This is a genomic window from uncultured Ferrimonas sp., from assembly GCF_947489035.1.
Taxonomy (GTDB): Bacteria; Pseudomonadota; Gammaproteobacteria; order Enterobacterales; family Shewanellaceae; genus Ferrimonas.
Genome location: NZ_CANLCI010000003.1, coordinates 52,754 through 77,837, shown reverse-complemented (window position 1 = coordinate 77,837; position 25,084 = coordinate 52,754). Strand labels below are relative to the sequence as shown.

The following is a 25,084-nucleotide window of genomic DNA, read 5'->3' as shown; positions in this document are numbered from 1 at the left end:
AAAAGCCCCGCAAAAGCGGGGCTTATCGGCGTTTACTCGTTACTTAAACTGTAAACGTAGGCGCTGATAACGTGGACTTTGTCCTCGCCCAGTACCTTATCCCACGCTGGCATGTTACCAGCCTTACCGGTTCGACCGTGCATAATTGTGGTCTTAATGTCGGCAGTGCTGCCGCCATAGATCCACTCGCTGTCGGTCAAGTTAGGGAAGTTACCCATCCCTTGAGCGTTAGCACCATGACACACGGTACAGTTTGCTGCGAACAGCTTCTTACCGGCGGCCTTAGCATCCGCATCGCTGGCCAGTTCTTCCATTGGGCGAGCAGCCAACGCAGCAAAGTCTACGCCGTCATCGCTGCCGCTGGATGCACCGGCTGGTGCGCCTGGACGGGCTTTCACCGGAACGATGGTTGGGTTGATCTGAGCAACCTTACCCACGGACAAGCTGTAGACATAGGCGGTAATCAAGTGAACTTTATCGTCACCCAATACTTTGTCCCACGCTGGCATCTTGCCAGAACGACCATTGATGATGGAGTGGGTGATGTCTGCGCGACCACCACCGTATAACCACACGGTGTCGTTTAGCGCAGGCGCGCCCAACGCTTTGTTGCCTTCGCCGCTCATACCGTGACAGGCAAAACAGCCTTTCTGGTAAGAAGCAAGACCGTCTGACGCCATTAAGCTGTCGTGTGGAGTGCCGGAAAGACTGCGTACGTACTCAACCAAGGCTGGTACTTCCGCGTCGTCAATTGGCAAGCCACCTTTTGCTGGCATCATGCCGTTACGGCCATGCATCAGCGATTGCTTGATGGTTGCAGGCGTACCGCCATACAGCCAATCGGCGTCGGTCAGGTTAGGGAAGCCCTTGCTGCCTTTCGCGTCAGAGCCGTGGCACAAGGCACAGTTCTGTAAGAACAAGCGTTGGCCAATACGACGAGCTTCGTCGTCACCCGCCAGATCTTCAACCGAACGCGCTGCGAAGGCTTCGAAGATAGGGCCGTACTTGTCATCGGCCTGCGCCACTTCACGGTCGTACTGCACCATTACGTCAGTGCCATCGGCTTTGGCGTAATCGGCCGCTTGCTGTGATTCAGCCAGGTTGAGAACTTCCTGGTTAGAGGAACTCCAGTTCAACACCCCTTTGAAGTTACCAAAACCTGGGAACAGGATCAGGTAGCCAACCGAGTAGATGATGGTGATAAAGAACATCACAGACCACCACTTAGGCAGTGGGTTGTTGATCTCTTCAATGCCATCGAAGGAGTGTCCCATGGACTCGCCTTCTTTTACTTCGGTGTTGTTCTTCAAACAGTAACGAAGCAGGAGAAAACAGCCAAGCAACACCACAGTGGTGCAGAACATGACCATTATGCTTAAAAATGTATTCATCCAGTACTACTCCTTATCGGCGCGATCTGCCTCATCGGCAAAAACCAGATCAGCGGCGTCATCAAAGCTGCTGCGGTTCCGCTTAGAGTATGCCCACCCGATAATGCCGATCATCACAATGAACAGCACCAAGGTGTAGTAAGCGTGAAACGTTCCGATAGTCATCATGAGTTCCTTATTTCAGACCGGTACCGAGAACCTGTAAGTAGGCAATCAGTGCGTCCATTTCAGTTTTACCCGCCAAGGTAGCGGCATCTTTTTCCAGCGCTTCGTCGTTGCCATAAGGCACGCCGAAGTTATCGCGGAACAGTTGCATCTTCGCTACCGTATCGCTGCTGTCGACTTCCGCGTCCATCAACCAGGGGAACCCAGGCATGTTGGACTCAGGCACAACGGCGCGAGGGTCAATAAGGTGTACACGGTGCCAGTCGTCTGAGTAACGGCCGCCAACGCGAGCCAGATCAGGACCAGTACGCTTAGAGCCCCACAAGAATGGGTGCTCCCATACACTTTCACCGGCAACACTGTAGTGGCCGTAACGCTCGGTTTCGGCACGGAATGGACGGATCATCTGCGAGTGACAACCAACACATCCTTCACGGATGTAGATGTCACGGCCTTCCATTTGCAGAGCAGTATAAGGCTCAAGACCATCAACAGGAGTGGTGGTTTGATCTTGGAAGATCAGCGGCACAATCTGCGCAACGCCACCAAAACTGATGGCGATAACGATCATGATCGCCAGCCAGCCAACGTTCTTTTCAATGGTTTCGTGATTGAATTTCATCTGCGCTACTCCTTAAGCCGCTTCAGCCTGCGGTTCGATAGAACCTTGTGGGGCACGAACGGTCATGAAGACGTTGTACGCCATCAAGAACATGCCAGTCAGGAAGAATACGCCACCCAAGAAACGCACGAAGTAGAACGGTTCCGAGGCTTTCAGCGCTTCTACGAAGCTGTAGGTTAAGGTGCCGTCAGCGTTCACTGCACGCCACATCAGACCCTGCATCACACCGGAGATCCACATCGCAACGATGTACAGCACCGTACCAATGGTCGCTAACCAGAAGTGGATGTTAATCAACTTAATGGAATACATCTGCGGCTGGTTAAACAGGTGTGGGATCAAGTGGTAAATCGCACCGATGGAGATCATCGCTACCCAACCCAGTGCACCGGAGTGTACGTGACCAATGGTCCAGTCGGTGTAGTGAGACAGCGCATTTACGGTCTTGATGGCCATCATTGGGCCTTCGAAAGTGGACATGCCGTAGAACGACAACGACACAATCAAGAAGCGCAAAATTGGATCGGTACGCAGCTTATGCCAAGCACCAGACAACGTCATGATGCCGTTGATCATGCCACCCCACGATGGAGCAAACAGCACCAAAGACATCACCATGCCCAAAGACTGTGCCCAATCCGGCAATGCGGTGTAATGCAGGTGGTGAGGACCAGCCCAGATGTACAGTGCAATCAATGCCCAGAAGTGAACGATGGATAAGCGGTAAGAGTAAACCGGACGACCGGCTTGCTTAGGAACGAAGTAGTACATCATCCCCAAGAAACCCGCAGTCAGCAGGAAGCCTACGGCGTTGTGGCCGTACCACCACTGCACCATGGCATCCACCGCACCGGCATACACCGAGTACGACTTCATGCCCGATACCGGGATCGCCATCGAGTTAACGATGTGCAGTACCGCAACGGTAATGATGAAGGCGCCAAAGAACCAGTTAGCCACGTAGATGTGGCTGGTCTTACGCTTAATCATGGTACCAAAGAAGGTGATGGCGTAAGCCACCCACACCACGGCAATAGCGATATCAATCGGCCATTCCAGTTCGGCGTATTCTTTGGACGAGGTCAGCCCCATCGGCAGGGTGATGGCAGCAGACACAATAATCGCTTGCCAACCCCAGAAGGTGAAGGCGGCCATCTTGTCAGAAAAGAGCCGGGTCTGACAGGTTCGCTGTACCACGTAATAGGAAGTTGCAAACAACGCACTGGTGCCGAAGGCGAAGATCACGGCGTTAGTATGCAAAGGGCGAAGGCGGCTGTAGGTCAGCCATGGGGTGTTAAAGTTAAGTTCTGGCCAAATAAGTTGGGCTGCAATAAACACCCCAACCGCCATACCTACGATACCCCAGATAACGGTCATAATGGCAAACTGTCGTACAACGGTGTAGTTGTATTCGGTCTGCGGTAAAGTCTGGTTCATATTAATGCTTCCACTGCAAAATCTGCATTTGAGATGGCCTGACGAAGAGTGGAACTTTATCGCTAAAGCGCACTCGAAATAATTTCCGTCTCGTGACATCCATCAAGGCACGGCCATATTACTTGAGACAGGTCAAAAAACCCAGATGATGATCGGGCAAAAAACCTGATCTGAATCAAGTTTGTACGTTCTGAGAGACAAAAATGTAAACTGGTTGTTTTTTAAGCTGTAAATCACTGTATTTAATGGTGATAAATAAGTTATCTAACAATAATTAGACTCTGGTCTAAATCCTGAACAGTGACGCAAGCGATTGCAGTTTTGCGTCGATGTTAACTTAAGTTGCTCGTATGATAGCGGCTTGCGACAACAGGAGGTACGCATGCCAGCCCAGATCAATGCAGTGTCGATTCTGCTACTTTGTGCCGCTCTTGGCGGTTGCAGCCAAGAACCAAGCCCTGCCACAGCCGCCGCAAGCGCGCAAAGCGCGGCACCGTCCGCCGACTTATGCCAGTTCCAGCAGGGCCCCTGCCTACGTACAGACAGCCAGCTGCAGCTTACCCCCGCCCACGCGCCCAGCGAACAGCCGCTGCAGATGAACATCACCTTGCCAGAGGGCTATCACATTGTAGAGGCTCGAATTGAAGGGCGAGACATGTTTATGGGGGTGATCCCGGTGCAGTTTAATGGCAATCGCGCCACCACCATTTATGGCAGCTGCTCCAGCGATTATATGGTTTGGCAATTGTTCGTCAGCGCGGAAAATGGCCAAGGTCAGCAGATAAATCGCGTGTTTGACTGGCTTGCGGATAACAACCGCTAAAGCTTATCTATCCTTGCTGTAGTTGCGGTGTTGTTAATGCCGCTATTTACGCAAGGAGTGCGTTGTGTCTGATCCTCTTCCTCTATTTGAATTTTCCAAGTTCGCGGGCATTCACGATCCCCGTTTTCACATCGGTACCGCCACTGCGGCTTTTCAAATCGAAGGCAGCGGCCACACTCAGGGGCGTGCGGCCAGCATCTGGGATCAATTCCATGGCGCTGGGCACAGCATCGCCGGCGATGGCTGCGCCCACCTGCAGCACTGGCGTGATGATCTCAAGTTAGTAAAAGAGTTGGGGTTTGATAGCTACCGCTTGTCGCTGTCGTGGCCACGGTTAATCAATGATCATGATGGCCATGTGGCGGCTGCTGGGGTGGCGTTCTATCGGCAATTGCTGCAGCAGTTGCAACAACTTGAATTGCGAGCGGTGGTGACGCTGTACCACTGGGATCTGCCCGAATATTGGCAACAGCAGGGGGGCTGGTGCAATCGGCAAACCGCCATCGCTTTTGCCCAATACGCCAAAATGGTGGCCGAAACCTTTGGCGATCTGATCGACACCATCTATACCATCAATGAACCTTGGGTGGTGGCCATGCTGGGGCACCGCAGTGGCGAACACGCCCCCGGTATTCAGGATGAACAAGCGGCTTTCCATTGCGCCCACCACCTGTTACTGGCCCATGGGCTGGCTGTGAATGAGATCCGCGCCCACTGCTCGGCTAAGGTTGGCATTGTGCTTAATGGTGGCCCCTGTGATCCGGTTACCATCAGCAGTAATGATCAACGGGCCGCGCAGTACGCATACCAAGAGGGCACCGAACTGTTTGCCTCGCCGCTGTTTAATGGCAACTACCCCGAATTGGTATTAGCGCGGCATCAGCAACATTTGCCTGCAGGTTGGCAACAAGATCTGCTGCAGATCCAGCAGCCACTCGATCGCTTAGGGTTAAATTACTATTGCCGTTATCGCATCAGTGAACAACACGGCGAGCAGCCCGGCTGTGCGCCGTTAAGCACGATGGGGTGGGAACAATCGGCGCTGGGGTTATACCGCTGGCTGACCAAATTGCAACGTCAGCACCCACTGCCGCCCATTGAGATCACCGAAAATGGCATTGCGTTAGAGGAAACCTTAACCGAAGCGGGCTTGCGGGATCCGCAGCGTTGGCACTACATCTGCGAGCATCTAAAAGCGGTGGATGCCGCCATCTGTGATGGCATCGATCTGCGTGGCTACTTTGTGTGGACGCTGATGGATAACTTCGAATGGGGCCACGGCTATAGCCAAACCTTTGGCATTGTGCATGTGGATCGTAACACCATGGCCCGAACCCCCAAAGCCAGCGCCTTAGCGCTGCAAGCCAGCTTGAAGCAACGCCAACAGAACAGCGATTAAGGCTTATCGATGTGGTGCAGATGCACATCCAACTGTGGGAACGCCATCACCACCTCGGCACGACGGAACTGAGCGTCAATGGCTGTATTGAGTTGATCCCGCACCACCGAGAGATTGTCCAGTTGCCCAAGAAACACTCGCAGCTCGAACAGCAGCGCGCTGTCGCCAAATTGACTGAACAGTGCCAGCGGCTCTGGGCTTGTCAGCACGTCATCATGCTCGGCGGCGACTTGCAATAACAGCTGTTTAACCAAAGCCACGTTGCTGCCGTAGGCCACGCCAATGGGAAGCACTAAGCGGGTGGTGCCATCGGACAGTGACCAGTTAATCAGTTGATCGGTGATCAACGATTTATTGGGCACCACTATCTCTTTCTTATCCCAGTCCATGATGGTGGTGGCGCGGGTGTTGATCTTGGTGACGGTGCCGGTCAGGTTATTGATGGTAATGGTATCGCCCACCCGAACGGGGCGTTCAAACAACAAAATTAAGCCCGAGACTAAGTTGGCAAAGATCTCTTGCAAGCCAAAGCCCAGACCAACCCCAAGCGCGGCCACAAGCCACTGCAGTTTCGACCAATGCAGCCCTAACGTGGACAGCCCCACCGCTAACCCCACCACGATCAAGAAATAACGCAGCAGCGACGTGATCGCGTAACTCGCCCCCTTAGATAAGTTAAGGTGCTGAAAAACCAATAACTCCAATACCCCAGTTAGATTTTTCGCCGCGAAGAAGCACAGCAATAACACGGTGAGTGCGGCGAGCGCCGATTGCAAAGTGACTTGCTCTAATGCGCCGCCGGCATCGGCGTTGATCACCTCCCATACCACCACGTTCTGCATCCACTGAAAGGCCAGCTCGGTGTTGGTTAACACCGCCGTAACCAACACAATGAACAGCAAAAAGCTGCCGATGTTAAGCACCAAGGCCGACTGGGCATTAAGCTCTGCTACGGGTTGGTTTTGCTCAATAATGGCGTCGCTGCCATCTTCTTGCTGCAGCTGTAACCGCTCTTGCGCCCGTTGATACGCCAAGCGGCGTTGTTCAATGCGCAACCAACGTGCGCCCAATTGATGCACAAAGAGGGTGGCGGCCAGTAATAAAAACAGCGCGTGAAAATAGTACATGGTGATCCACGCGGCATAAAAGTAGCCACTGGCGGCAAGGAAGATCGACGCTAACATCGGCAATATCACCGCAATAGACACCAGTCGCCAGCCAAACTGTTGCCACGGCAGCGGCAGTTGCGCTCGAATCGCCCGATGATGCAATAGCCGTAAATAAGCCGCCATCAGCCATAAAATGGTGGCAATGAACGTCAGCCTTAGGGCTGAGCTTTCCGCTTCCTCGGCCACCATCTCAACCAAAGCCATCGCCAGTAACAGCAGGTATAACCCCCAACGAAACCGTTGCAGTGTGGTTCGTAAGGCATCACTGGCGGCGCTGGACCAATGAAAATGCTCCTCAAACACCCCTTGGTGACATAACCGAATGGCCATTGACCAGGTAAATAACAACACCATTGGCGCGAGCAGAATGTGGTAAAGATCGAGCGTGGCGAAATAGGGGTAGTGCAGGTAGGTCCAAACAAAGGGCACCATGATCCAGCCGATGATCAGCCCCGAATACAGGCAAGCAAAACCTACCTGCATTAACGTAAACCGAAATCTATCGCGGATCACGTGGCCAAGGGACGATTGGATCTGTTGTTGATAGCGTGTCGCCAAGTGGGCAATTTTTAATGCTAACCCCAAGCCAACAACGGCCAACAGCGATAGCCACAACAACGATTGCCGTTCTTTGGCAAGGTAAGCTTGCACCGCCACGATCCGCAGTGGCCAATTGTTGACCCCGAAGAATTGATTTAAAGGCTGGGGTAACAGCTGCCACAAGGCGGCACGGCCTTGTAAAAACAGCTGCTTTTCACGCAAGAACGCTTTCTCCGAGGCGATCTCTTGGTTGACCTGTAATTGCAGCGCATCAAGCTCGGTCAGTACGGCAATGTATTGATCGTAATCATCAATCAGCAGGTTAAGCAGTTCCCCCTTAAAGCTGTTGATGGCGGCGACGGCCTGTTGCTCGGCCTCATTATTGAACAGAGGCTTCTCGCTACTGCTTAATTGGCTCAACAACTGCGACAAGGTGAACCGGGTTAGGTGGGCAGCAGCGAGGGTAGGGGTAACGTCTTTGCTGTCGTCCAACAATGGCAGCCGTTTTAGCTGGGCGCGAATGGCATCGCTGAACGCCGGGCTGCGTTGCAGCCAGCCGATGTTCTCTTTGATTTGCGCGAGGGTTTGCCCGGTTTGCTGGCGAATGCTTTGCAGTCGCTGCCGTTGCTGCTGTGCCAACACCGAATTAATGCCAAGCTCATCGTAATCCTGCGCCAACTGACTGATTTCATCTAACCGCGTGATGATCTCGGCTCGGCCATGGGCGTATTTTTTTGTCAGTCGCTTGGCGCGATTAAGCATCCGCTGGCCGGATTTCTCACTGGCCGACAGCAGCCGCTGCTGAATGGTGTCGATGAGCAGATCGACATCGCGCTGACGGTGCTCATACAGTTGTTGATCTACTTTACTGGCTTCTTGGCGCACCACTAACGAGCTTTGCTGTAACCGCAATAACTGCAATCGCGCTCGACGCTCTGCCACGGTGGTTTGCGCTAACCAAAGGTTCACCAGATCGTCGGCCTGAGTTTGGCTTAAGCTTTGCTGCGCGACCTTTTGCTGCTGCTCAACTCGGGCAATGTCGTTGGGCAGCTGTTGTTGCGACAGTAATAATGCTTGGCGAGCATCGCTAAGTTGGGTTAGCGCCTCAGCGATTTCGCTGGCACGGGCTTTGTTATTGGCCAACAACACTTCAAGTTGATCAATGCTGATGTCTTGCGCTAATGCCGGGGTTGGTTGCTGTTGTAACTGCTCCAGTTCAGCCAGTGCGGCAGCCCGCAATGCCGGATCCGTTTGTTGCTGCAGTGCATTAGTTTGGCTAAGCCAATTGTTCAGCTGATTTAAGGACTCAAGAGTTTGTTCAAGTTTGCTGATCTCTTCTTGATTACCGTCAGGATCACCTTGTAACCGCTCTAATTTGGCGGTTACCTGATCAATATCGACCGTGCCATCGGTTTCCGCCAATGCCGGCATGAACAGTAAACTCAGCAGTAACCAGCAGACAGCAATAGGTTTTTTCACCAACACCTCAATGTGACAATTGCACGATTTATGGATCTTTTAGTGTAGTTGCTGGCCAAGCCAGCCATCCCTTTAGCCGAAAATAGCACAGCAATTAATGCCATGTCGTGATGTCCGTTTATTCAAGCCAAGGGGGCCGCTCAAATCTAGAAAAGGCACCACGTATCAGTCACTACCGAGGAAAAAATAACTAATGTCACAAGCATTTTTTCTTGATTGAGGCAAAGACGGTGTAAGCGCACTATAGCCCCATCAGCTCAGTGCCTTTTTTGCTTATTCAGGAGCCCATCATGACCGCACAACTGAACCAATTTCGTATTCTTCTCAGCCGTGCGTCTGCGGCATTGTCGTTCAATGCGGGCAAAAAGCACCCCGAGCAACAGTTATCTGATCTGCCGGATCACGTCTTGCGCGATATCGGTTTTAACTGCGAAGGTCGTTGCCCTCGCGGTGAACATATCCATTAAAATGGGCAATTTGCGATTAGCAGCGCACAAAAAAACGAGCCAAATGGCTCGTTTTTTTGTGCTTAATTGCCGCTTAACGTTTCGCTTTAGGCACGTAATTTAAGATGGAAACCGGCACCACTTTTCGCGGTGCAAACGCTTCGATATCACGACGTTCAATCAAATGATTCAGTCGGCTTTCAATCATGCACAGATTTTTAAAATCGTCTTTTGAGACCAGCGAGACCGCTTCACCTGTGGCGGAACCACGGCCGGTGCGGCCGATGCGATGTACGTATTCATCCGCAGGGAAGGGCAGATCGTAGTTCACAACCCGATCAAGATCATCAATATCAATGCCGCGAGCAGCCACACCAGTTGCAACTAAGTAATTGATTTTACCTTGTTTAAATTTGGCTAGAATCGACTCTCGGATCTCTTGAGTACGCCCACTGTGTAAGCATTCGGCTTCGATACCACGCTTAGCGAGTTGGCTTACTAGCTTTGCTGCACCGTGTTTGGTTTCAATAAAAATCAGCGCTTGCTGCCACGGCGTTGTTTGGATCAAATGGCTCAGTAGCGCCGACTTCTTATCTTTATCAACCGTGATCAGCCACTGGTCGATATTGGTTTTACTGGCATCCTTAGCGGCGATGCGGATCTCAACCGGGGACTCAACGGCATTTTTGGCTAAGGCTCTAACTTTTTTAGACAAGGTTGCCGAAAACAGCAGCGACTGACGTTCGCTTGGCAGGCGCGACACAATGTCGTCAATCTTATCGATAAAACCCATATCCAACATTTTGTCCGCTTCATCCAGCACCAAAGTTTGCACTTCGTCAAAGTGAAGTGCGCGCTGTTGGTACAGATCCATCAAGCGGCCGGGCGTTGCCACCACGATATCAACGCCATTCAACAACGCCTGTTTTTGCGGCTTACTGTCTACGCCGCCATAAAACGCCACGGCTTTAAGCGCTAAATTGGCACCGTAACGGTTAAAGCTGGCTGCAACTTGGCTGACCAGTTCTCGAGTAGGTGCCAGCACCAAAGCACGAAAACGTTTTTTACGGCCACTTGGTTGCTGACAAAGCTGCTGCAAAATTGGCAAGGCAAAGGCCGCCGTTTTACCGGTTCCGGTTTGCGCGGCAGCAATTAGGTTGTTGCCAGCAATGATTGCTGGGATCGCATCCCGTTGGATTTCAGTTGGGGTTTGGTATTGCTGAGCACTCAGTGCATCAATGATTGGCTGATCCAACCCAAGGCGGGAGAAAGGCATTGTTTGTCTCAAAAGATAAATCGACCGAGCGGCCGTGAATGAGGCAAGTATATCAAATGCGTTGCCAAGTCGGTGCGATGAAAACAGCGCCCACCTTGATTTGTTGTCGATCGCCTTTAACCAGGGCGACGGCGAGAGCCCGCATCAAAGGAGCCAAAGTGAATGTTCGACAAAGGCCGTCTTGGTGCCAGTGAATGATGTGATTGGATCTTTCCAAGCGATGTGGTTCAACATCCGTTGGTGTGAATGTGCGATAGCTGATAAATGGTTTCGGCGAGAGAACAACGCATCGAGTTTATAGAAACAAGGGTGTTGGATAACGTGGCTTTCAATTACGGCCATTGGAAGCGTGGATCTAACAGCAGCAAGAGCCTGATTATCTACGAACACAATCCATTTAACATAATATACATTGTGCGCAGTGGCGTGTGTTTATCAACAACGGTAGAACTGGCTGAGAAACTAATGCCGATAAATAGGATTATCGGCATTGTGCTGCTTATGCTGAATACCGGATCTGCAGCTGTTCAGCGTTTGGCTTGGTTGGCTTGGTATTGATCCCAAGCGCTTGCCATTGGCCACGCGGTTTCAGGCAAAGCTGTTGAGCATCATCGTTGTTGCTCCAATGCGATCTGGGCCAGCTCATCTAACAACTGCTGTTTACTGAGTTGCGACTGATTGTGATCTTGCTGGTTGCTGTCGATGGCATACAGATCGTAATGCAGATTATCAATTTGCCGTACCCCAAAACCTAACTCAGCGGCTTGCTGCGCCAACAAATTAAAAGATAAGGTCATGCTACCTCCGTTAAATTCCGTAAGAAGCCAAACAGCTCTGCCGTACTGATCCTCGATTGCGTTCACAGCACACCTTATCTTAGCTGCTGCAAATCGGTTTTGATCTTGCTAGGCATGTTTCGCGTCAATCAATGTCACATGTGACATTGATGTTTTTTGTCCTTTTTGTGTGGCATAACGTTATAATTACGGAAATATTAACAATGCCACATGTGACCATGAAGCCTCTCGATCTGCACTTTATTGAATTCCTGCTTAGCCGCACCGATCCATTTTTGCTCAGTTACAGCAATCAGTCCGATATTGGCGCTTGGCGTAGCCAGGTGCATGCAACACGATTGCCGCAATGGCAATCGCTGAATTGCTCGGTTCAACTGAATAATCAAATCACCGCTTTTATCGCTGATGACTTTGGCTTAGATAAACTGCCCATCTTGCGCCGTCGTTACAGCAGTTTTTGTCACCGGCAACGCAAACAAACGAAGGCCATTGATATTGATGCCGCCGCCTATACTGCGCTGACAAAGGTAATTTCCCAGTATCAGCTCAGCAGTTATTCCGAAGCGATCCTATGGATGGCTCGCGAGGTTTCAACGCCACAGGAATGATCGGCCATGGCTCAGTTCGCATTTGTGCGATCAAATTAGATCAACTAATTGCCGTTAGTTGATCTAATTTATAAGACCCAGTATCCTTACGCAACTCAATGTTATACAAGATATTTTAGTTGAATTCGCTATCCGTACAACAACTGGCCGAGCAGCGACAACTGCCCTCCTTTACCGCAACGATCAACCAGCAGGATCTGGATCGCTTAGCGCAGATCCATCGTGCCCGAGTCTCCGACAAGACTTGGCAAGCCCGACAATCCGATCTGCGTCAGTACCAAATCTGGTGTCGCTGCCACGGGGTTAGCCCCAAGCAAGCCACCAGTGCCGATCTGTGTTTATGGCTTAGCCATATGGCGACCGATGATTGTTTAAACCGACTGAAGTATCAGCACAGCAACAATGAATCCACCTTGTATCGCGGTAAAGCGTTAGCCATTCGTAGCATTCGGCGGCGCCATAGCAGCATCAAATGGTTTTTTGATCAGTTGCTCGACAGCAACCCCGCGACCGATCCCATCTTGCTGGATCAACTGGCAGGGATCAGCCGCTTGCTGCCATCAAAGCCCAAACGGGCTGGGGCATTGCGTGCCGATTGGTTGCCGATGGTGGTCGACAGCATTGACGATCACCCCTTTGTCATGCTGCGAGATAAACTGATTATTGCGCTGGGGTTTGCTGGGGCGATGCGGGTAAGCGATTTAGCCTCATTGCAAATCGAGCAGATCCGCATCTACCCCAACGGCGCGATTTTAGGCTTTGAACAACGTAAACGGCGGCAGGAATACAGCCAGATCCACATTGTGTTGGGAAAAAACAGCAACAGTTGCCCCGTTGCGTTACTCAGCCAATACCTTAATGCCGTTAACAGCGTGAGCGGCCCCCTACTTCGCCGCGCTAATCGCAATGGCGCGGCAGGAACCAGTGGCCTGCACCCATCTTCGATTGCGCGCATTATTCAAAGGCGTTGCGCGAGCGCCTTGATGGGCAACAACCACATCAGCGGCCACTCGTTACGCCGTGGTTTTATTGATTCAGCCTTAGCCAAAGGTGCGCCAATCAGTGAAGTGATGAAGGTAAGCGGCCACAAAGATCCAAAAACGTTGATGTTGTATCTGGATGATTGTGGCCAATTTGATAACCACGCAGGCAACGGGCTTTACTAAGCTGCCGTTACTGCAGGTGATCAAGGGGCTTTGTTTTCGCACTTTGGTGGCGCTCTACCCGCGAAGTGTGCAGATATTTACTGGTGGTATCGATGCTATCGTGGCCGGCATCGGCCTGAACATGGGATAACGGGCGGCGTTGTAAGTTAATGTCGTGGCTGATCCCGGTATGGCGCAAACTGTGGGCCGAGAGTTCACGCATCTCGCGAGCGTCTTGATCAAAGCCATCTTGCATCGCTAATTCGGCCGCGCCACTGATCACTTCGTCCACCAATTCGCGAATTTGCCGCACCCCTAAATTGGCATTACGCACCCCTTGATCTCGGCCTCGTCCCGCCGCTTTATGGCGAATAAACAGCGGCGTCATCTCTCGTGGCCCCGGCAGCTCAGACAGCCCAAGTTGAGTTCGATATTGAGTAAGCGCGGCCAGTAACTGATCTGAAACCGCCACGGTCCGACTTTTTCCCCCTTTCGATACCGGCACAAAAAAGCCCCACACGCCGGTTTTACTGTCGCGTCGAAACTGCCCCATCACCGGCGCAAACCCCGGTCTGGCGGCCACTTCGGAAACACGCAAATAGCAGCTATACAGTAATTGGATTAAAAAGCGGCTTCGACCGAAAGCGGCAGGCTGCTGCTGTGACTGTTGATTGGCAAACTGCAATACGTAAGACCATTGCAGATCCGTAAATGATTTCAGCGCGTCGTCATCTTCATGCAGCCCTTTGATTCGAGATTCGCCCTTAAAGCGCCCGCTGCGAAGCAAGCTGGCCGCCGGGTTGCGCTCGGTATAATCCATCTCAATCAGGTAACTGAAAAAAGCCGATAACAGCGCCAGCTTGGTTTTGATTGCCGCCGGTGCTAAGCGATATGGACGAGGTGTGCCATTTTCATACTTGCCCAAAAAAGGCAGCCAATCAACGTTGGGTAGCCGCTCATCCTTGCCCTTAAATTGGGCCACATTGCGATAGCCGATCCAGTCTTGTGGTGGGCTTTGGCAAAACTCGAGATAGCGCCCCAATAAGCGCCGATCGACTTGCTCGACGCTTAACTGTTCAACGTGCCAACACCAAATGAGGAATGTGGTGAGCTCACTGCGATGGCTTTTAAAATTATTCTCATTGTGTTTTTGCTCAACCAGCCAATCGATCGCCAGTTCGTAGAGTAAGCCGGCATCGGCAGCCACGGTTAAAGTAACCTTAGCGATCCGAGCGTTGATATCGTCGTTACTTTGTTCAAATTGTGCCAGTGTGTCGAATAAGGGCTGTGGTTTTAATAGGGAATTCATGAAAAACACCATAACTGTATATTTATACAGTATACGGTAAAAATGGTACTTCAGCCCACTGTTTCCGCCATTAGTCGCGATAAACGCTATGATATAATGCCAGTTTTTAAGCCCTTCCAACCCCCAGTGGAGCACCTCTTTTGCACCCTTTGCGATTAGCGCCCGAGTTATTGAAACCCAACTTTGCCATTACCTTACCGCCGCTCGACCCACAGCAGTCGCCGTGGCTGTTGGGCCAGCAACGCTGTATCTCAGCTTGGCAGTTGTTCCAGCGCTGTGATGATCAGCAGCTCTACCTGTCGAGCATCTCTGGTTTTAATTCAGAGCAATTGATCAATGCATTAGAGCACCACTACCCGATTGCACCAAACCCGGGCAGCCTTGTTGCGGTGGAGCACAGCGATGGTCAGCAGCTGCATAAGTACAATGCTGAGCAGATGGCGCAAGCCGAAGCGGATCCACAGGTCACGGTGTTGCAGTCGTTAGCGCGGATCAAATACATCGATCAGCCGTTATCGAAAAAAACGCTGATCGGCACCATCGATAAGCAAGGGCATTATTTTCCTGGGCTCTTAGCCAGTTGCGAACTGCTGGTGCTGCCAGCGGAAAGCATGGCGGAGAAACCAAGCCGCTGGGGCATTGTTAAAGAAGCATTGAAGCGCGGTTATGTCGCCTTTAGCGGCAGCGCCATTAAGGTACCGGTAACCTGTAAGGTGATCATTGTTGGTGATGCACTGACCTACGATGCACTGCATGGCTACGATCCAGAATTTGCCGATCACGTAAGCTTACTGGCCGAGATCCAGCCGGAATGGTTTGTGGATGACGACCAAGATCCACAGCAGTGGGCCAACGCCGCCAACCTTGTGTGCCAGCAATATCGTGGCCAGCCCTTAACCCAAAGTGGCTTGCAACAATTAACGATTCACGCCAGCCGGATCTGCGAACACCAAAAGCGTTTATCGTTGGCATGGCATCAACTTGGGCAATTGTTTGCTCAGGTGCAAAGCGACACGGTGGATGCCGACGCGCTGATCGCAGCGTTGGCTTCGATGCGTCAGCGTCACAACAGCATCGAGATCTATTCCCAGCGTAACATCGAAGAATCCTTAGTTCGGGTCGACACCAGCGGCGAACGCATCGGACAGATCAACGGTTTAACCGTGGTGGATTATTTAGGCCACAGTTACGGCGAGCCCGCGCGGATCACCGTATCGGTGCACTATGGCGACGGCGAAGTGGCCGACATCGAGCGTAAATCCGAATTGGGCGGCAACATCCACGCCAAGGGGATGATGATCCTGTCCGCCTGCTTATACCGCTTATTTGGTCAAGACGAACCCTTGCACCTCAGTGCCAACATCGTATTTGAACAGTCATACCAAACCATTGATGGTGACAGCGCTTCACTGGCGGAATACTGCTGCTTAATTTCAACCATTGCAGAAGTACCCGTAAAACAATCTTTGGCCTTAACCGGCGCGGTCGATCAGTTTGGCAATGTGCAGGCGATTGGCGGCATCAACGAAAAGATCGAAGGCTTTTTCCACCTGTGTCGCTACCGTGGCCTAACCGGTGAGCAAGGGGTGATTGTGCCTACAGCGAACTTGTGTCAGCTCAACCTGCATCAAGATGTGATCGATGCCATCGAAAATGAGCAATTTCACCTGTATCAGGCCGATAAAGTGGAAGACGCGTTAGAGCTGCTTACTGGCGAAACCGTTGGCGAAGCCAACGACGATAACCGTTTTGATGACAAGACCTTATACGGCAAAGTGCAGCAACGGTTAGATATGATGGCCGGCGGCTCTGATATTCCACCCAGTTTTTGGGCACGAATGTTGGCTCGATTGCTACGCCGCAGCTGATCGGAGTTGTTTAGCGTACACGTGTTCGCTAATCTGTAGCCTCTTTTGGGTTAGAGTAGAAAGTGACATGGGCGTAGCCGAAGCAATTTCACAAGTGACAGCACAATTTAGCAAAGACGAACTGGTTAAAAGTGGCCACGGGCAACTGTTCTCGCAAGAGTCCCCTCGCCTGCCTAAAGACAACATGCTGATGATCGATCGCATCGTTCACGTAAGCACTGAAGGCGGCAAGTATGGCAAAGGCGAGTTAATTGCTGAATTTGATATCAATCCTGATCTTTGGTTCTTTAAGTGCCACTTTGAATCCGATCCGGTCATGCCGGGTTGCTTGGGCTTAGACGCCATGTGGCAGTTGGTGGGCTTTTTCTTAGCTTGGCAAGGTGCCGAAGGTAAAGGCCGCGCTTTGGGTGTGGGTGAGGTTAAATTCACCGGCCAAGTGCTGCCAACCGCTAAGAAAGTAACCTACCACCTGCACTTTAAGCGCTTGATCAATCGCAAACTGGTGATGGGCATGGCCGATGCCACCATGTCAGTTGATGGCCGCGAAATTTACGCCGCCACCGATCTGAAAGTAGGCGTGTTTAAAGACACCTCTAGCTTCTAAGACAGTAGCTTCTCGATATCGCCAGCGATCTGCTCAGGTTTGGTCGTTGGCGCATAACGCTTTACCACTTCCCCTTTGCTGTTCAATAAGAACTTTGTGAAGTTCCATTTGATCCGCGATCCCAGCACCCCCCCTTTTTGCTGCTTCAACCAGCGATACATAGGCAAAGCCTCTGCGCCGTTCACATCCACTTTCTTAAACAGTGGAAAGCTAATATTGAAGTTCAGATCGCAAAAGTTTTTCACTTCTTCGTCGTTGCCTTTCTCTTGCTTACCAAACTGATTGCAGGGAAACGCCAACACACTGAAGCCTTGTTCACCGAATTGTTGCTGCAGCTTTTCTAAACCTTGGTATTGTGGAGTAAAGCCGCAAGCACTTGCTGTGTTCACCACCAGCAATACTTGCTGTTGCCACTGCGCGAACGATACGGTTTCGCCATTGTTAAGCTGCGCGTCAAACTGATAGATGTTGCTCATCCTAAGCTCCTAATTAAAAACGAGTTGTCCTTATACTACTGCATTTTCAGGTGATGTCTTTAACGGTAAGTCAAATCGACTTTTAAGGGGGAAGCTAAGGAGCGACCGGCAACAAAAAGCCCTCTGTGCAGAGGGCTAAGGTGGATGGATATCTATTTATTAAACAGTCCGGTTATTTTGCCATCTATGGCTTCTCGCCAGCCGCCAAGCCATTGCATTTTGACGTCAACGGATTGATATGGGCACACCTCTTTAGAGCGGCCAGTCAATCCAGCTTGGTAACCTCGAGCAAATGCTCGTTCCATTTTGTCCCGTTTCTGTCGCTTCATTGGCGTTCCACCCTTTGCTTCAGTAATGTTGATATCACACTAGGCATTTCAGCCTTAAACAATATTTACCCGTATCTGCAACAAGATCAACCTTAGGATCACGTTCGACCTAGCAGTTATTGGTTAACTGCATGAGAAAGTTAGATTACTTTTTTATAAAAAAAGAGGGCCGAAGCCCTCTTTGTGTTGTTCTGAACACCGATTAGCTGCGACGACGTCGCAACCACATCAGTGGGGCCAGCAACAACGACCAAGCAAAGCCCAAACCCGCGCCTTTGCGTTCGTTGGCTGCAGGGGTAATACCAGTGATGACTGGAACATCACAAGACTCTGCATCGGTTTTACGTAAGATAACCGCACGAGGCACCTGATCGGTGGCGTATTCACCATTGGCGGTTTTTTCTACCACCGGCTTGCCTGCGTCATCGGTTACGATAACAGTACGGAAGCCTTGGGAATCACCGTCTTCATCAAACACCTCAACACGTTCGGTTTTCAGGCGTGGCAGGGTCACTAACGCGACCGCTGAAATGTTGCCTTGGTCATCGATCTGGCTGGCATCAACCACTTCCACCTTGGTGTTGTAGGTAACCTCTTCCGAGAATGAGGTGCTGTCCGTGACCTGACGCTGGCTAAAGTTGCCATCACCATCGGCATCAAACAAACCACGAGAGCCACACGTCAACAGTTCATTGATGTTCTTAAACTCATCGGTTGGAATGTCGTAGATAAACCCGTGCACCTTACGCGGCAACTGTGTGGTGCGATCCACTTCAACGTAACCAACAATTTGGTTGTTGTTGTTGATGTCGCGGCCACGTGAAGACAGATCAGAGCGAGCATCAAAGAAATCGTTTGGCTGAGTAAATTGCAGCTCAGCGCCCGCTTCTACGTCTTCAAGTTGCACATAACCAAATTTTAGGCGCTCAAAGCCACTGATGTACTGGCGGACAGTGCCCACCGCATAGTTGGCACTGTTGACGTCTTCTAAGATGGAGGCGCTGATCTCATCGCGATCTTCTTTGCTTGGGCCAACAAAGGCGATCTCGTTGCTGGGGGTCCAAAAGGTCGCCCACATGTCGCCGTCAATCAGATCAGGCTTATCATTGATGCCGTCTTTGCTGCGGAACCCACGGCCAACCACAAAACCACTGTCGTTTACCCCTAACCCTTGAGAGGCATAAATGGCGTTGTCGTCGTCTTCTGGCACATAGCCCAGCGGCAATTCAACCGCATCCGTTACCGTTAAGTTACTGGCGTTTAAATCCCAACGAATGGCACGGTTTTGGTAAACGATGCTGCCGTTGTTTTTAAGGTTTTGCACACAGGCGTCGTTAGGACGGTCACCGTCATCTGCAGGTTCATCAACACACTTTTGTAAGTTGTCTTTTGAAGTTTGCGATAACTCGACGCTACCAATACCCACCAGATAGTTACCGTTTTCAGAAATGCCACTGACAACGCTGTATCCGCCCACATTTAACACGGTGCCCGCGTTATCACCGGTGGTGGTGTAATCAAGGCCGCCAGGTGGGTCAATCAAGCCGTAAGCAGAACCGTCACCATTTTGAATAAAGGCACGGGTTTCAAATTCACGGAAATAGTAATTATCGGGTTCGCTGGCGTTTTCCGGATCCGCATCGGGGTTGGCCACAGTCTGCTGCACTGCAGAGGTTACCCCAAGGCGCAGATTGGTGATTGCCGTGCCCGCACCGTAATAGTACGCGTCTGTACGTGGAGTGTTCGCGATTAAATCGTCATCATCTTCATCCGGATCAACACTTGGGTTCAGAATTGGCTGCTTATCTTCTAACAGCGGTACGAATTGGGGTTCGCTATCGCCTGCGCCAATTTCAAACAGGAAGTTGTTGCCGGCAAATGGGCGAATAATGGCATTCGATGAGTTACCAGCATCGGGTAAAATCGCATCGCCGACATCATCGATAATGTTATCGTTTTCAGCGGTAGAACCGTCGTTCACCCCTTTTGAAACGGCCAGCAAGGTGCCGTTGCTCAGCAAGGCCGAACCGTAGCCGTTCTGGGTAAATGGCAAGCTGCCTTTAACAGAAAAGTTGTCGCCACTGGCGTCAATATTAACGATTTCATAGGCACCAAATACGCCATCATCGGCATTGGCTGCCCCCATCGCTAACGCTGCAGACACCGCTACGGCAATTTTTTGTGCCTGATAAAACTTTTGGCTCATTGTGTCCCCTTTAAGCCTGATCCCTAAGCGCTTCGAGTTCTTCCCAACGCTCAAGGTCCCGCTCTAATTCTTGTTCTTTGTCTGCCAACAATTTCAGCTTGTCGTTCACCACTTCTGGATCACTTGCGAAGAAGGTTGGATCAGCGGTTAATTCTTGTAACGCTTCAATTTCAGCTTCTAAAGCCTCAAGTTGCGCTGGCATGCCATCCAGCTCGCGTTGAAGTTTGTAGGATAGCTTCTTAGGTTTGTTAACAGAAGCGCTCTTTTCCGGTTTTTCTGGCTCAGAAACAGTAGCTTGCTCTACTTCTTCGCTCGGGCGATAAAATTGCGCCCCCAGATTTACTGCATCGTGATAGCCGCCGATGTATTCACTCCATTGGCCATCTTGGCCGTACCACCAGGTGGAGGTAACGGTATTGTCGATAAATTCACGATCGTGAGAGACCACCAACAAAGTGCCATCAAATTCAGCCAGCTTGGCCTCAAGCAGCTCGAGGGTTTCGACATCGAGATCGTTGGTCGGTTCATCCATTACCAGTAAATTTGCTGGTTTTAGAAAGAGTCGCGCTAATAATAATCGATTCTTTTCACCACCAGACAGGGATGACACTGGGCTGCGTGCCCGTGCTGGGGCAAATAAGAAATCTTGCAGGTAGCTTAAAACGTGTCGATCTTTGCCGTGCACGGTTACGGTGGCTTTGCCATCAGCCACGTTATCTTGCACGGTTTTGGCTGGATCCAGCGCCAAACGGTGCTGATCGAAGTAAGCAACTTCAAGCTTGGTGCCCTGCTTAATCGTGCCTTCTTGTGGCTGGATCTTATCCAACAACAGCTTGATCAAGGTTGATTTACCGCAACCGTTAGGGCCAATCATGGCAATACGTTCGCCGCGCATCACCGAGGTGGTGAAGTTTTTGGCGATGGTTTGGTGTTCGTAACGGAAGCTCATGCCTTCAACGTCAAACACTAACTTGCCGGATTTCTCGGCCTGATTCATGCTCATGTTGGCATTACCCAGGCGGTTGATGCGGGCGCTGCGAGTATTACGCAACTGCTTTAACGCACGCACTCGACCTTCGTTACGGGTACGACGCGCCTTTACCCCTTGACGGATCCAAGTTTCTTCTTTGGCCAGCTTTTTATCAAACAGAGCCGCTTGCGCCTCTTCAACCCGCAGTGCTTCCTCTTTACCGTCTAAATAGGCTTGGTAATTGCCAGGAAAACTTAAGATCTGGCCGCGGTCCAAATCGACGATACGGGTGGCCATGTTGCGGATAAAACCACGGTCGTGACTGATGAAGATGATGGAGCCATCAAAGCCCTTTAATAGGGTTTCGAGCCATTCAATGGCGTCGATGTCTAAGTGGTTGGTTGGTTCGTCGAGCAATAACACCTGTGGCGCTTGCACCAAGGCGCGCGCTAATGCGGCTCGACGCTGCCAACCACCACTGAGCTCAGCCATTGGCTGATCACCGTTAAGCTCTAAGTGACTAAGGGTTTCTTCAATGCGGCTTTCAAATTGCCAGCCGTTGTGCAAGTCCATCGCCTCTTGCGCGTGGCCCATTTTGGTCAGGTTCGCTTCAGAGGGATCTTGCTCAACCAACTTACTGGCGGCTTCGTACGCTTCAATCACTCGGCCAACTTCAGCCAAGCCTAAGGCAACGTAATGGAAAATGGTGCCCGATTCTGCCCGTGGGGGATCTTGCGGCAAGTAGGCAATGTGCGTATTGGGATTAACGCCTAGGCTGCCGTCGTCCAGCAACTGTAAGCCAGCCAACACCTTCATTAAGCTGGATTTACCAGCGCCATTGCGACCCACCAAACAAACACGTTCATTGGGCTCTAGAACAAAATCGGCATTGTCTAATAATGGAATGTGGCCGAAGGCCAATTGGGCCTTGTTGAGGCGGATAAGACTCATTGGACTTTACTCTCCGGTAAATTGCTTGAGCTGCGCTAAATCAAAAGGCCAACCCAGTTCGGCATTGTTGTCGAGGCGGATCACTGGGATCCGCACACCATAGCGAGCCACTAAATCGGGATCGCTAATGATGTCGACTAACAAAAAATTGATGTGGGCTTGCTTAAGCAAGCCCTCGGCCTGTTCACACAGATGGCAACCATCGGTGTGATACAGCGTAACCGCATTAGCCATGGCGGATCAGCCAAGCGTTGTGGATGTGCTTGTTGCGGGCAAAATCTTGCGAGCGGGTTTTATCGGTGATGTTTTCGGCGCTCAGACCCAGTTGCTGCAGCCCGTCTAAATCCATCTTAAAGCCACGTTTGTTGTTGGAGAACAACACTTGGCCACCTGGGCGCAAGATACGCTGTAGTTGCTCCATCAACCAAAGATGATCACGCTCGATATCAAAGGTTTTCTCCATTCGCTTGGAGTTAGAGAACGTTGGCGGATCGATAAAGATAAAGTCGTACTTCTCTGTACATTGCTCTAACCACGCTAAGCAATCTGCGTGTTGGAAGCGGTGCTGACGACCACGGATGTTGTTTTCTTTAAAGTTTGTTTCCGCCCAGCGCAGGTAAGTCTTCGACATATCTACGGTGGTGGTGGACTTAGCGCCACCAATGGCGGCGTGCACAGATGCACTGCCGGTATAGGCAAACAGGTTTAAGAAATCTTTACCGTTGGCGTTTTGCTGAATGTAACGACGCGCCAAGCGGTGATCAATGAACAGGCCGGTATCCAAGTAGTCGGTTAAGTTAACCACAAACTTGGCGCCGTACTCTTGTACCACCATTTCGTTGCGCTGTTCGGCCATGCGCTCGTACTGCTCTTTGCCGCGTTGTTGCTGGCGTGTTTTCAGTACGATTTTGGCCGGATCCACATCCAATACCGTTGGCAAATTCAGCAACACATCAATCAATCGTTGCTGCGCTTTCTTGGCATCAATGGTTTTTGGCGGCGCGTATTCTTGCAGTACTACCCAATCGTGGTAGCGATCGATGGCCACGTTGTAATCAGGCAAATCGGCATCGTAGACGCGGTAGCAATCCAACTCTTCTTTCTTTACCCATTTCGCCAACTGCTTCTGGTTTTTACGCAGGCGGTTAGCAAAATCTTCACCGAAGGCACGGCCACTGCCGCCATCGCTGATCTGGTAGTTCGCCAGATTCACTTCCAAGGCGCCGTTAAACAGCTTGTACTGCTTGTCGGCCTTTAAGCGCAGGGCAGACAGCAGCATCGGCTCGCTGCACAACAAGCTCACGTGCCAATCTTGCCACTGGGCTTTGAACTGGCTGCCTAACGAGGCATACAGGTGCAAAAGCTCTGGCAACTGGCCAAGGCGTTCACCATAAGGAGGGTTGGATACCACGAAACCTGGGGTGGCCGGCGGTGGTGGCATGGCGGTGGCATCACCGCCTTCAAACTGAATGAATTCAGACATACCAGCGGCGGCGGCGTTGGTTTTCGCCATGGTGATCACGCGCCGGAAAACATCACGGCCAATGAAGCGAGTCTTGCAGTTGTTGCAACCACGGTTCGCACGAACCTTGGCTTCGGCTAGGATCTCTTGCCACTGTTGGCCCTGATGCCCTGCCCAGCTTTCAAAGCCCCAGCTTTCACGGTACAGGTGTGGTGCGGTATCCGTTGCCATTAAGGCTGCTTCAATCAATATGGTGCCCGAACCACAAAACGGGTCGATCAGCGGCTTGTCCATCGCATTGGTCCAGCCGGAGCGGATCAAGATAGCGGCAGCAAGGTTTTCCCGCATCGGCGCACGACCGGTGTCGCTACGGTAACCACGCTGGTGCATCGGTGCGCCAGAGAAGTTGATGCCCACCAGCAGTTTGTCGGCGCGCAATGCACAGTCGATTTTCACGTCGGGTTCGGCTTTGCTCACCGATGGACGCACACCACTGTGCTCCATAAAGGCATCAACAATGCCGTCTTTCACTTTCAGGGCACCAAAGGCGCTGTTGCGAATGTCGCGGTTGCCACCGTGGAAATCAACCACAAACGTGGCGTGATTACTGAACACGGCTGGCCAGTATAGGTTTTTAACGTTGCTGTACATCTGCTCGGCAGTCTTGGCCGGCACTTCAGCAATCACGTTAACGATTCGGCTGGCTAAGCGGCTCCACAAACAGATCCGGTAAGCAACGGCCAGTTCGGCGTGGAAATGAACCACGGCTTGACCTTCATGAACCTGCTCTGCACCCAGTGCAGTTAACTCATCCACAAGGAGGTATTCGAGCCCTTTTGGCACGGCGGCGTAATAACGCTTCATCTGTTCTCGCACTTCTAACCAGCAAAACCCTCATTATACTGGTTTTGCGCCGACATATCGCCGCCGATGGGTGGGAAAATCAAAAGCTTTATTGGGGTACGAGGAAGGATTGTAGCGAGCAGGTTAACCGCAACGGTCATTTTCGTTGCTGGACACGTTATTAGGCTGCGACGATTGCAACCGATTTTTGCTTAATGGCCGGCATCAAACGATCGTTCATCACCTTAATCAACGCAAATTGATCCAGCGATTTAATTGGATTCAATTGGCATTGGGCGTCGATTAACATTAACAACGACCATTGATCGTTGGCATCGACAATCACAAATTGCGATCGTTGCTCTGAGGTTTGTAACGAAATTGTTTTTAATTCTTTGGCGTAAACAATGGTGGCACTGCTATTAAAGAACCAGCTTTTTGGCATCATTGGGATCGCAAAGAATTTCGCGGCCACCATATTCAATGCAGCCTGCATCAATACCGCGTCACTGCAGTGGAACTGACTGGGCAATAACTCTAAGCAGCGAACGTAATATCCCGCGTGCTCGGCAGTGAATGGGCGCTGGAAATGACAGTCTGGATTGAGCTGCTTTGCTGGGATGGCGCACGTAAACACCCACTCGGGCCCAAGAGCCAAAGCAAGCTGTTGCTGTGTTTCATCAAAAAACCAATACCAATCTTGGTCAGGCATTAATAGCATCGTGGCAAATCCATTTTACAGACAAAACTATATTAGTCTAAACATTCA

22 protein-coding genes are annotated in these 25,084 nt (G+C 51.2%); 7 read left to right on the top strand and 15 right to left on the bottom strand.

Annotated features, from left to right (window positions below):
- Positions 1–32 precede the first annotated feature (32 nt).
- From ccoP to ccoN, 4 genes are read right to left on the bottom strand one after another with little or no spacing between them, the layout of a single operon-like run.
- Entirely contained in the window at positions 33–1,391 is a 1,359-nt protein-coding gene (gene ccoP / locus Q0796_RS02880) for a cytochrome-c oxidase, cbb3-type subunit III (RefSeq protein ID WP_298440113.1), read from the bottom strand.
- A 6-nt stretch (positions 1,392–1,397) separates the two neighbouring features.
- A complete protein-coding gene (locus tag Q0796_RS02875; protein ID WP_298440111.1) occupies positions 1,398–1,556 on the bottom strand; it encodes a CcoQ/FixQ family Cbb3-type cytochrome c oxidase assembly chaperone in 159 nt (52 codons plus the stop codon).
- 10 nt (positions 1,557–1,566) lie between these two features.
- Positions 1,567–2,178 carry a cytochrome-c oxidase, cbb3-type subunit II gene (gene ccoO, locus Q0796_RS02870; RefSeq protein ID WP_298440109.1) on the bottom strand — a complete coding sequence of 204 codons (612 nt, stop codon included), beginning with the start codon at positions 2,176–2,178 and terminating at the stop codon, positions 1,567–1,569.
- Positions 2,179–2,190: 12 nt separating this feature from the next.
- Positions 2,191–3,615: a cytochrome-c oxidase, cbb3-type subunit I gene (gene ccoN, locus Q0796_RS02865; RefSeq protein ID WP_298440107.1), complete on the bottom strand. Its 1,425-nt coding sequence runs from the start codon at positions 3,613–3,615 to the stop codon at positions 2,191–2,193.
- A gap of 382 nt (positions 3,616–3,997) precedes the next feature.
- On the opposite strand from ccoN, the gene Q0796_RS02860 reads away from it, so the two are divergent.
- Positions 3,998–4,438 carry a hypothetical protein gene (locus Q0796_RS02860; protein WP_298440105.1) on the top strand — a complete coding sequence of 147 codons (441 nt, stop codon included), beginning with the start codon at positions 3,998–4,000 and terminating at the stop codon, positions 4,436–4,438.
- A 64-nt stretch (positions 4,439–4,502) separates the two neighbouring features.
- Positions 4,503–5,837 carry a family 1 glycosylhydrolase gene (locus Q0796_RS02855; RefSeq protein WP_298440103.1) on the top strand — a complete coding sequence of 445 codons (1,335 nt, stop codon included), beginning with the start codon at positions 4,503–4,505 and terminating at the stop codon, positions 5,835–5,837.
- On the opposite strand, the gene Q0796_RS02850 is transcribed toward Q0796_RS02855, so the two are convergent.
- A complete protein-coding gene (locus tag Q0796_RS02850; RefSeq protein ID WP_298440100.1) occupies positions 5,834–9,025 on the bottom strand; it encodes a mechanosensitive ion channel domain-containing protein in 3,192 nt (1,063 codons plus the stop codon). The genes Q0796_RS02855 and Q0796_RS02850 overlap by 4 nt on opposite strands.
- Positions 9,026–9,315: 290 nt before the next feature.
- On the opposite strand from Q0796_RS02850, the gene Q0796_RS02845 reads away from it, so the two are divergent.
- Positions 9,316–9,492, top strand: coding sequence for a hypothetical protein (locus Q0796_RS02845; RefSeq protein WP_298440098.1), 177 nt, complete (start codon positions 9,316–9,318; stop codon positions 9,490–9,492).
- Between the two features lie 73 nt (positions 9,493–9,565).
- On the opposite strand, the gene Q0796_RS02840 is transcribed toward Q0796_RS02845, so the two are convergent.
- Complete coding sequence (locus tag Q0796_RS02840) at positions 9,566–10,747, bottom strand: DEAD/DEAH box helicase (RefSeq protein ID WP_298440096.1); 1,182 nt, start codon at positions 10,745–10,747, stop codon at positions 9,566–9,568.
- Between the two features lie 608 nt (positions 10,748–11,355).
- The gene (locus tag Q0796_RS02835; RefSeq protein ID WP_298440094.1) at positions 11,356–11,544 is read right to left on the bottom strand and encodes a hypothetical protein; all 189 of its coding nucleotides are present in this window, start codon (positions 11,542–11,544) and stop codon (positions 11,356–11,358) included.
- A gap of 149 nt (positions 11,545–11,693) precedes the next feature.
- Here Q0796_RS02835 and Q0796_RS02830 point away from each other — a divergent pair, with 149 nt between their 5' ends.
- A complete protein-coding gene (locus Q0796_RS02830) occupies positions 11,694–12,152 on the top strand; it encodes a hypothetical protein (RefSeq protein ID WP_298440092.1) in 459 nt (152 codons plus the stop codon).
- A 119-nt stretch (positions 12,153–12,271) separates the two neighbouring features.
- Positions 12,272–13,318 (top strand): tyrosine-type recombinase/integrase, encoded by a 1,047-nt coding sequence (locus Q0796_RS02825; RefSeq protein ID WP_298440090.1) that lies wholly within the window; start codon positions 12,272–12,274, stop codon positions 13,316–13,318.
- A 7-nt stretch (positions 13,319–13,325) separates the two neighbouring features.
- On the opposite strand, the gene Q0796_RS02820 is transcribed toward Q0796_RS02825, so the two are convergent.
- Complete coding sequence (locus Q0796_RS02820) at positions 13,326–14,606, bottom strand: site-specific integrase (protein ID WP_298440088.1); 1,281 nt, start codon at positions 14,604–14,606, stop codon at positions 13,326–13,328.
- Between the two features lie 140 nt (positions 14,607–14,746).
- Here Q0796_RS02820 and Q0796_RS02815 point away from each other — a divergent pair, with 140 nt between their 5' ends.
- Together Q0796_RS02815 and fabA are read left to right on the top strand one after the other, a co-directional pair.
- Positions 14,747–16,474 (top strand): S16 family serine protease, encoded by a 1,728-nt coding sequence (locus tag Q0796_RS02815; protein WP_298440086.1) that lies wholly within the window; start codon positions 14,747–14,749, stop codon positions 16,472–16,474.
- Between the two features lie 67 nt (positions 16,475–16,541).
- A complete protein-coding gene (gene fabA, locus Q0796_RS02810) occupies positions 16,542–17,078 on the top strand; it encodes a bifunctional 3-hydroxydecanoyl-ACP dehydratase/trans-2-decenoyl-ACP isomerase (RefSeq protein ID WP_298440084.1) in 537 nt (178 codons plus the stop codon).
- On the opposite strand, the gene Q0796_RS02805 is transcribed toward fabA, so the two are convergent.
- From Q0796_RS02805 to Q0796_RS02775, 7 genes are all read right to left on the bottom strand, one after another.
- Entirely contained in the window at positions 17,075–17,554 is a 480-nt protein-coding gene (locus tag Q0796_RS02805) for a glutathione peroxidase (RefSeq protein WP_298440082.1), read from the bottom strand. The two genes, fabA and Q0796_RS02805, sit on opposite strands and share 4 nt — an antisense overlap.
- Positions 17,555–17,706: 152 nt before the next feature.
- On the bottom strand, positions 17,707–17,883 hold the full coding sequence (gene rmf / locus Q0796_RS02800; protein WP_298440080.1) for a ribosome modulation factor: 177 nt from the start codon (positions 17,881–17,883) through the stop codon (positions 17,707–17,709).
- Positions 17,884–18,085: 202 nt separating this feature from the next.
- Entirely contained in the window at positions 18,086–20,089 is a 2,004-nt protein-coding gene (locus tag Q0796_RS02795; RefSeq protein ID WP_298440078.1) for a DUF3466 family protein, read from the bottom strand.
- Between the two features lie 10 nt (positions 20,090–20,099).
- Entirely contained in the window at positions 20,100–22,010 is a 1,911-nt protein-coding gene (locus tag Q0796_RS02790; protein WP_298440075.1) for an ABC transporter ATP-binding protein, read from the bottom strand.
- Positions 22,011–22,016: 6 nt separating this feature from the next.
- Positions 22,017–22,244, bottom strand: coding sequence for a glutaredoxin family protein (locus tag Q0796_RS02785; protein WP_298440073.1), 228 nt, complete (start codon positions 22,242–22,244; stop codon positions 22,017–22,019).
- Positions 22,237–24,336 (bottom strand): bifunctional 23S rRNA (guanine(2069)-N(7))-methyltransferase RlmK/23S rRNA (guanine(2445)-N(2))-methyltransferase RlmL, encoded by a 2,100-nt coding sequence (gene rlmKL, locus Q0796_RS02780; RefSeq protein ID WP_298440071.1) that lies wholly within the window; start codon positions 24,334–24,336, stop codon positions 22,237–22,239. The genes Q0796_RS02785 and rlmKL overlap by 8 nt, the downstream gene beginning before the upstream one ends.
- Before the next feature lie 160 nt (positions 24,337–24,496).
- Positions 24,497–25,036, bottom strand: coding sequence for a cell division protein ZapC domain-containing protein (locus Q0796_RS02775; RefSeq protein ID WP_298440069.1), 540 nt, complete (start codon positions 25,034–25,036; stop codon positions 24,497–24,499).
- Positions 25,037–25,084: the final 48 nt, after the last annotated feature.

Excerpts from the sequence above, each read along its gene's own strand:
- rmf (WP_298440080.1), bottom strand. The coding sequence starts at position 17,883 with ATGAAGCGACAGAAACGGGACAAAATGGAACGAGCATTTGCTCGAGGT.
- Q0796_RS02785 (WP_298440073.1), bottom strand. The coding sequence starts at position 22,244 with ATGGCTAATGCGGTTACGCTGTATCACACCGATGGTTGCCATCTGTGT.
- Q0796_RS02775 (WP_298440069.1), bottom strand. The coding sequence starts at position 25,036 with ATGCTATTAATGCCTGACCAAGATTGGTATTGGTTTTTTGATGAAACA.
- Q0796_RS02840 (WP_298440096.1), bottom strand. The coding sequence starts at position 10,747 with ATGCCTTTCTCCCGCCTTGGGTTGGATCAGCCAATCATTGATGCACTG.
- rlmKL (WP_298440071.1), bottom strand. The coding sequence starts at position 24,336 with ATGAAGCGTTATTACGCCGCCGTGCCAAAAGGGCTCGAATACCTCCTT.
- Q0796_RS02795 (WP_298440078.1), bottom strand. The coding sequence starts at position 20,089 with ATGAGCCAAAAGTTTTATCAGGCACAAAAAATTGCCGTAGCGGTGTCT.
- Q0796_RS02830 (WP_298440092.1), top strand. The coding sequence starts at position 11,694 with ATGTTTTTTGTCCTTTTTGTGTGGCATAACGTTATAATTACGGAAATA.
- Q0796_RS02820 (WP_298440088.1), bottom strand. The coding sequence starts at position 14,606 with ATGAATTCCCTATTAAAACCACAGCCCTTATTCGACACACTGGCACAA.
- Q0796_RS02805 (WP_298440082.1), bottom strand. The coding sequence starts at position 17,554 with ATGAGCAACATCTATCAGTTTGACGCGCAGCTTAACAATGGCGAAACC.
- ccoN (WP_298440107.1), bottom strand. The coding sequence starts at position 3,615 with ATGAACCAGACTTTACCGCAGACCGAATACAACTACACCGTTGTACGA.
- fabA (WP_298440084.1), top strand. The coding sequence starts at position 16,542 with ATGGGCGTAGCCGAAGCAATTTCACAAGTGACAGCACAATTTAGCAAA.
- Q0796_RS02835 (WP_298440094.1), bottom strand. The coding sequence starts at position 11,544 with ATGACCTTATCTTTTAATTTGTTGGCGCAGCAAGCCGCTGAGTTAGGT.
- ccoO (WP_298440109.1), bottom strand. The coding sequence starts at position 2,178 with ATGAAATTCAATCACGAAACCATTGAAAAGAACGTTGGCTGGCTGGCG.
- ccoP (WP_298440113.1), bottom strand. The coding sequence starts at position 1,391 with ATGAATACATTTTTAAGCATAATGGTCATGTTCTGCACCACTGTGGTG.
- Q0796_RS02860 (WP_298440105.1), top strand. The coding sequence starts at position 3,998 with ATGCCAGCCCAGATCAATGCAGTGTCGATTCTGCTACTTTGTGCCGCT.
- Q0796_RS02790 (WP_298440075.1), bottom strand. The coding sequence starts at position 22,010 with ATGAGTCTTATCCGCCTCAACAAGGCCCAATTGGCCTTCGGCCACATT.
- Q0796_RS02845 (WP_298440098.1), top strand. The coding sequence starts at position 9,316 with ATGACCGCACAACTGAACCAATTTCGTATTCTTCTCAGCCGTGCGTCT.
- Q0796_RS02875 (WP_298440111.1), bottom strand. The coding sequence starts at position 1,556 with ATGACTATCGGAACGTTTCACGCTTACTACACCTTGGTGCTGTTCATT.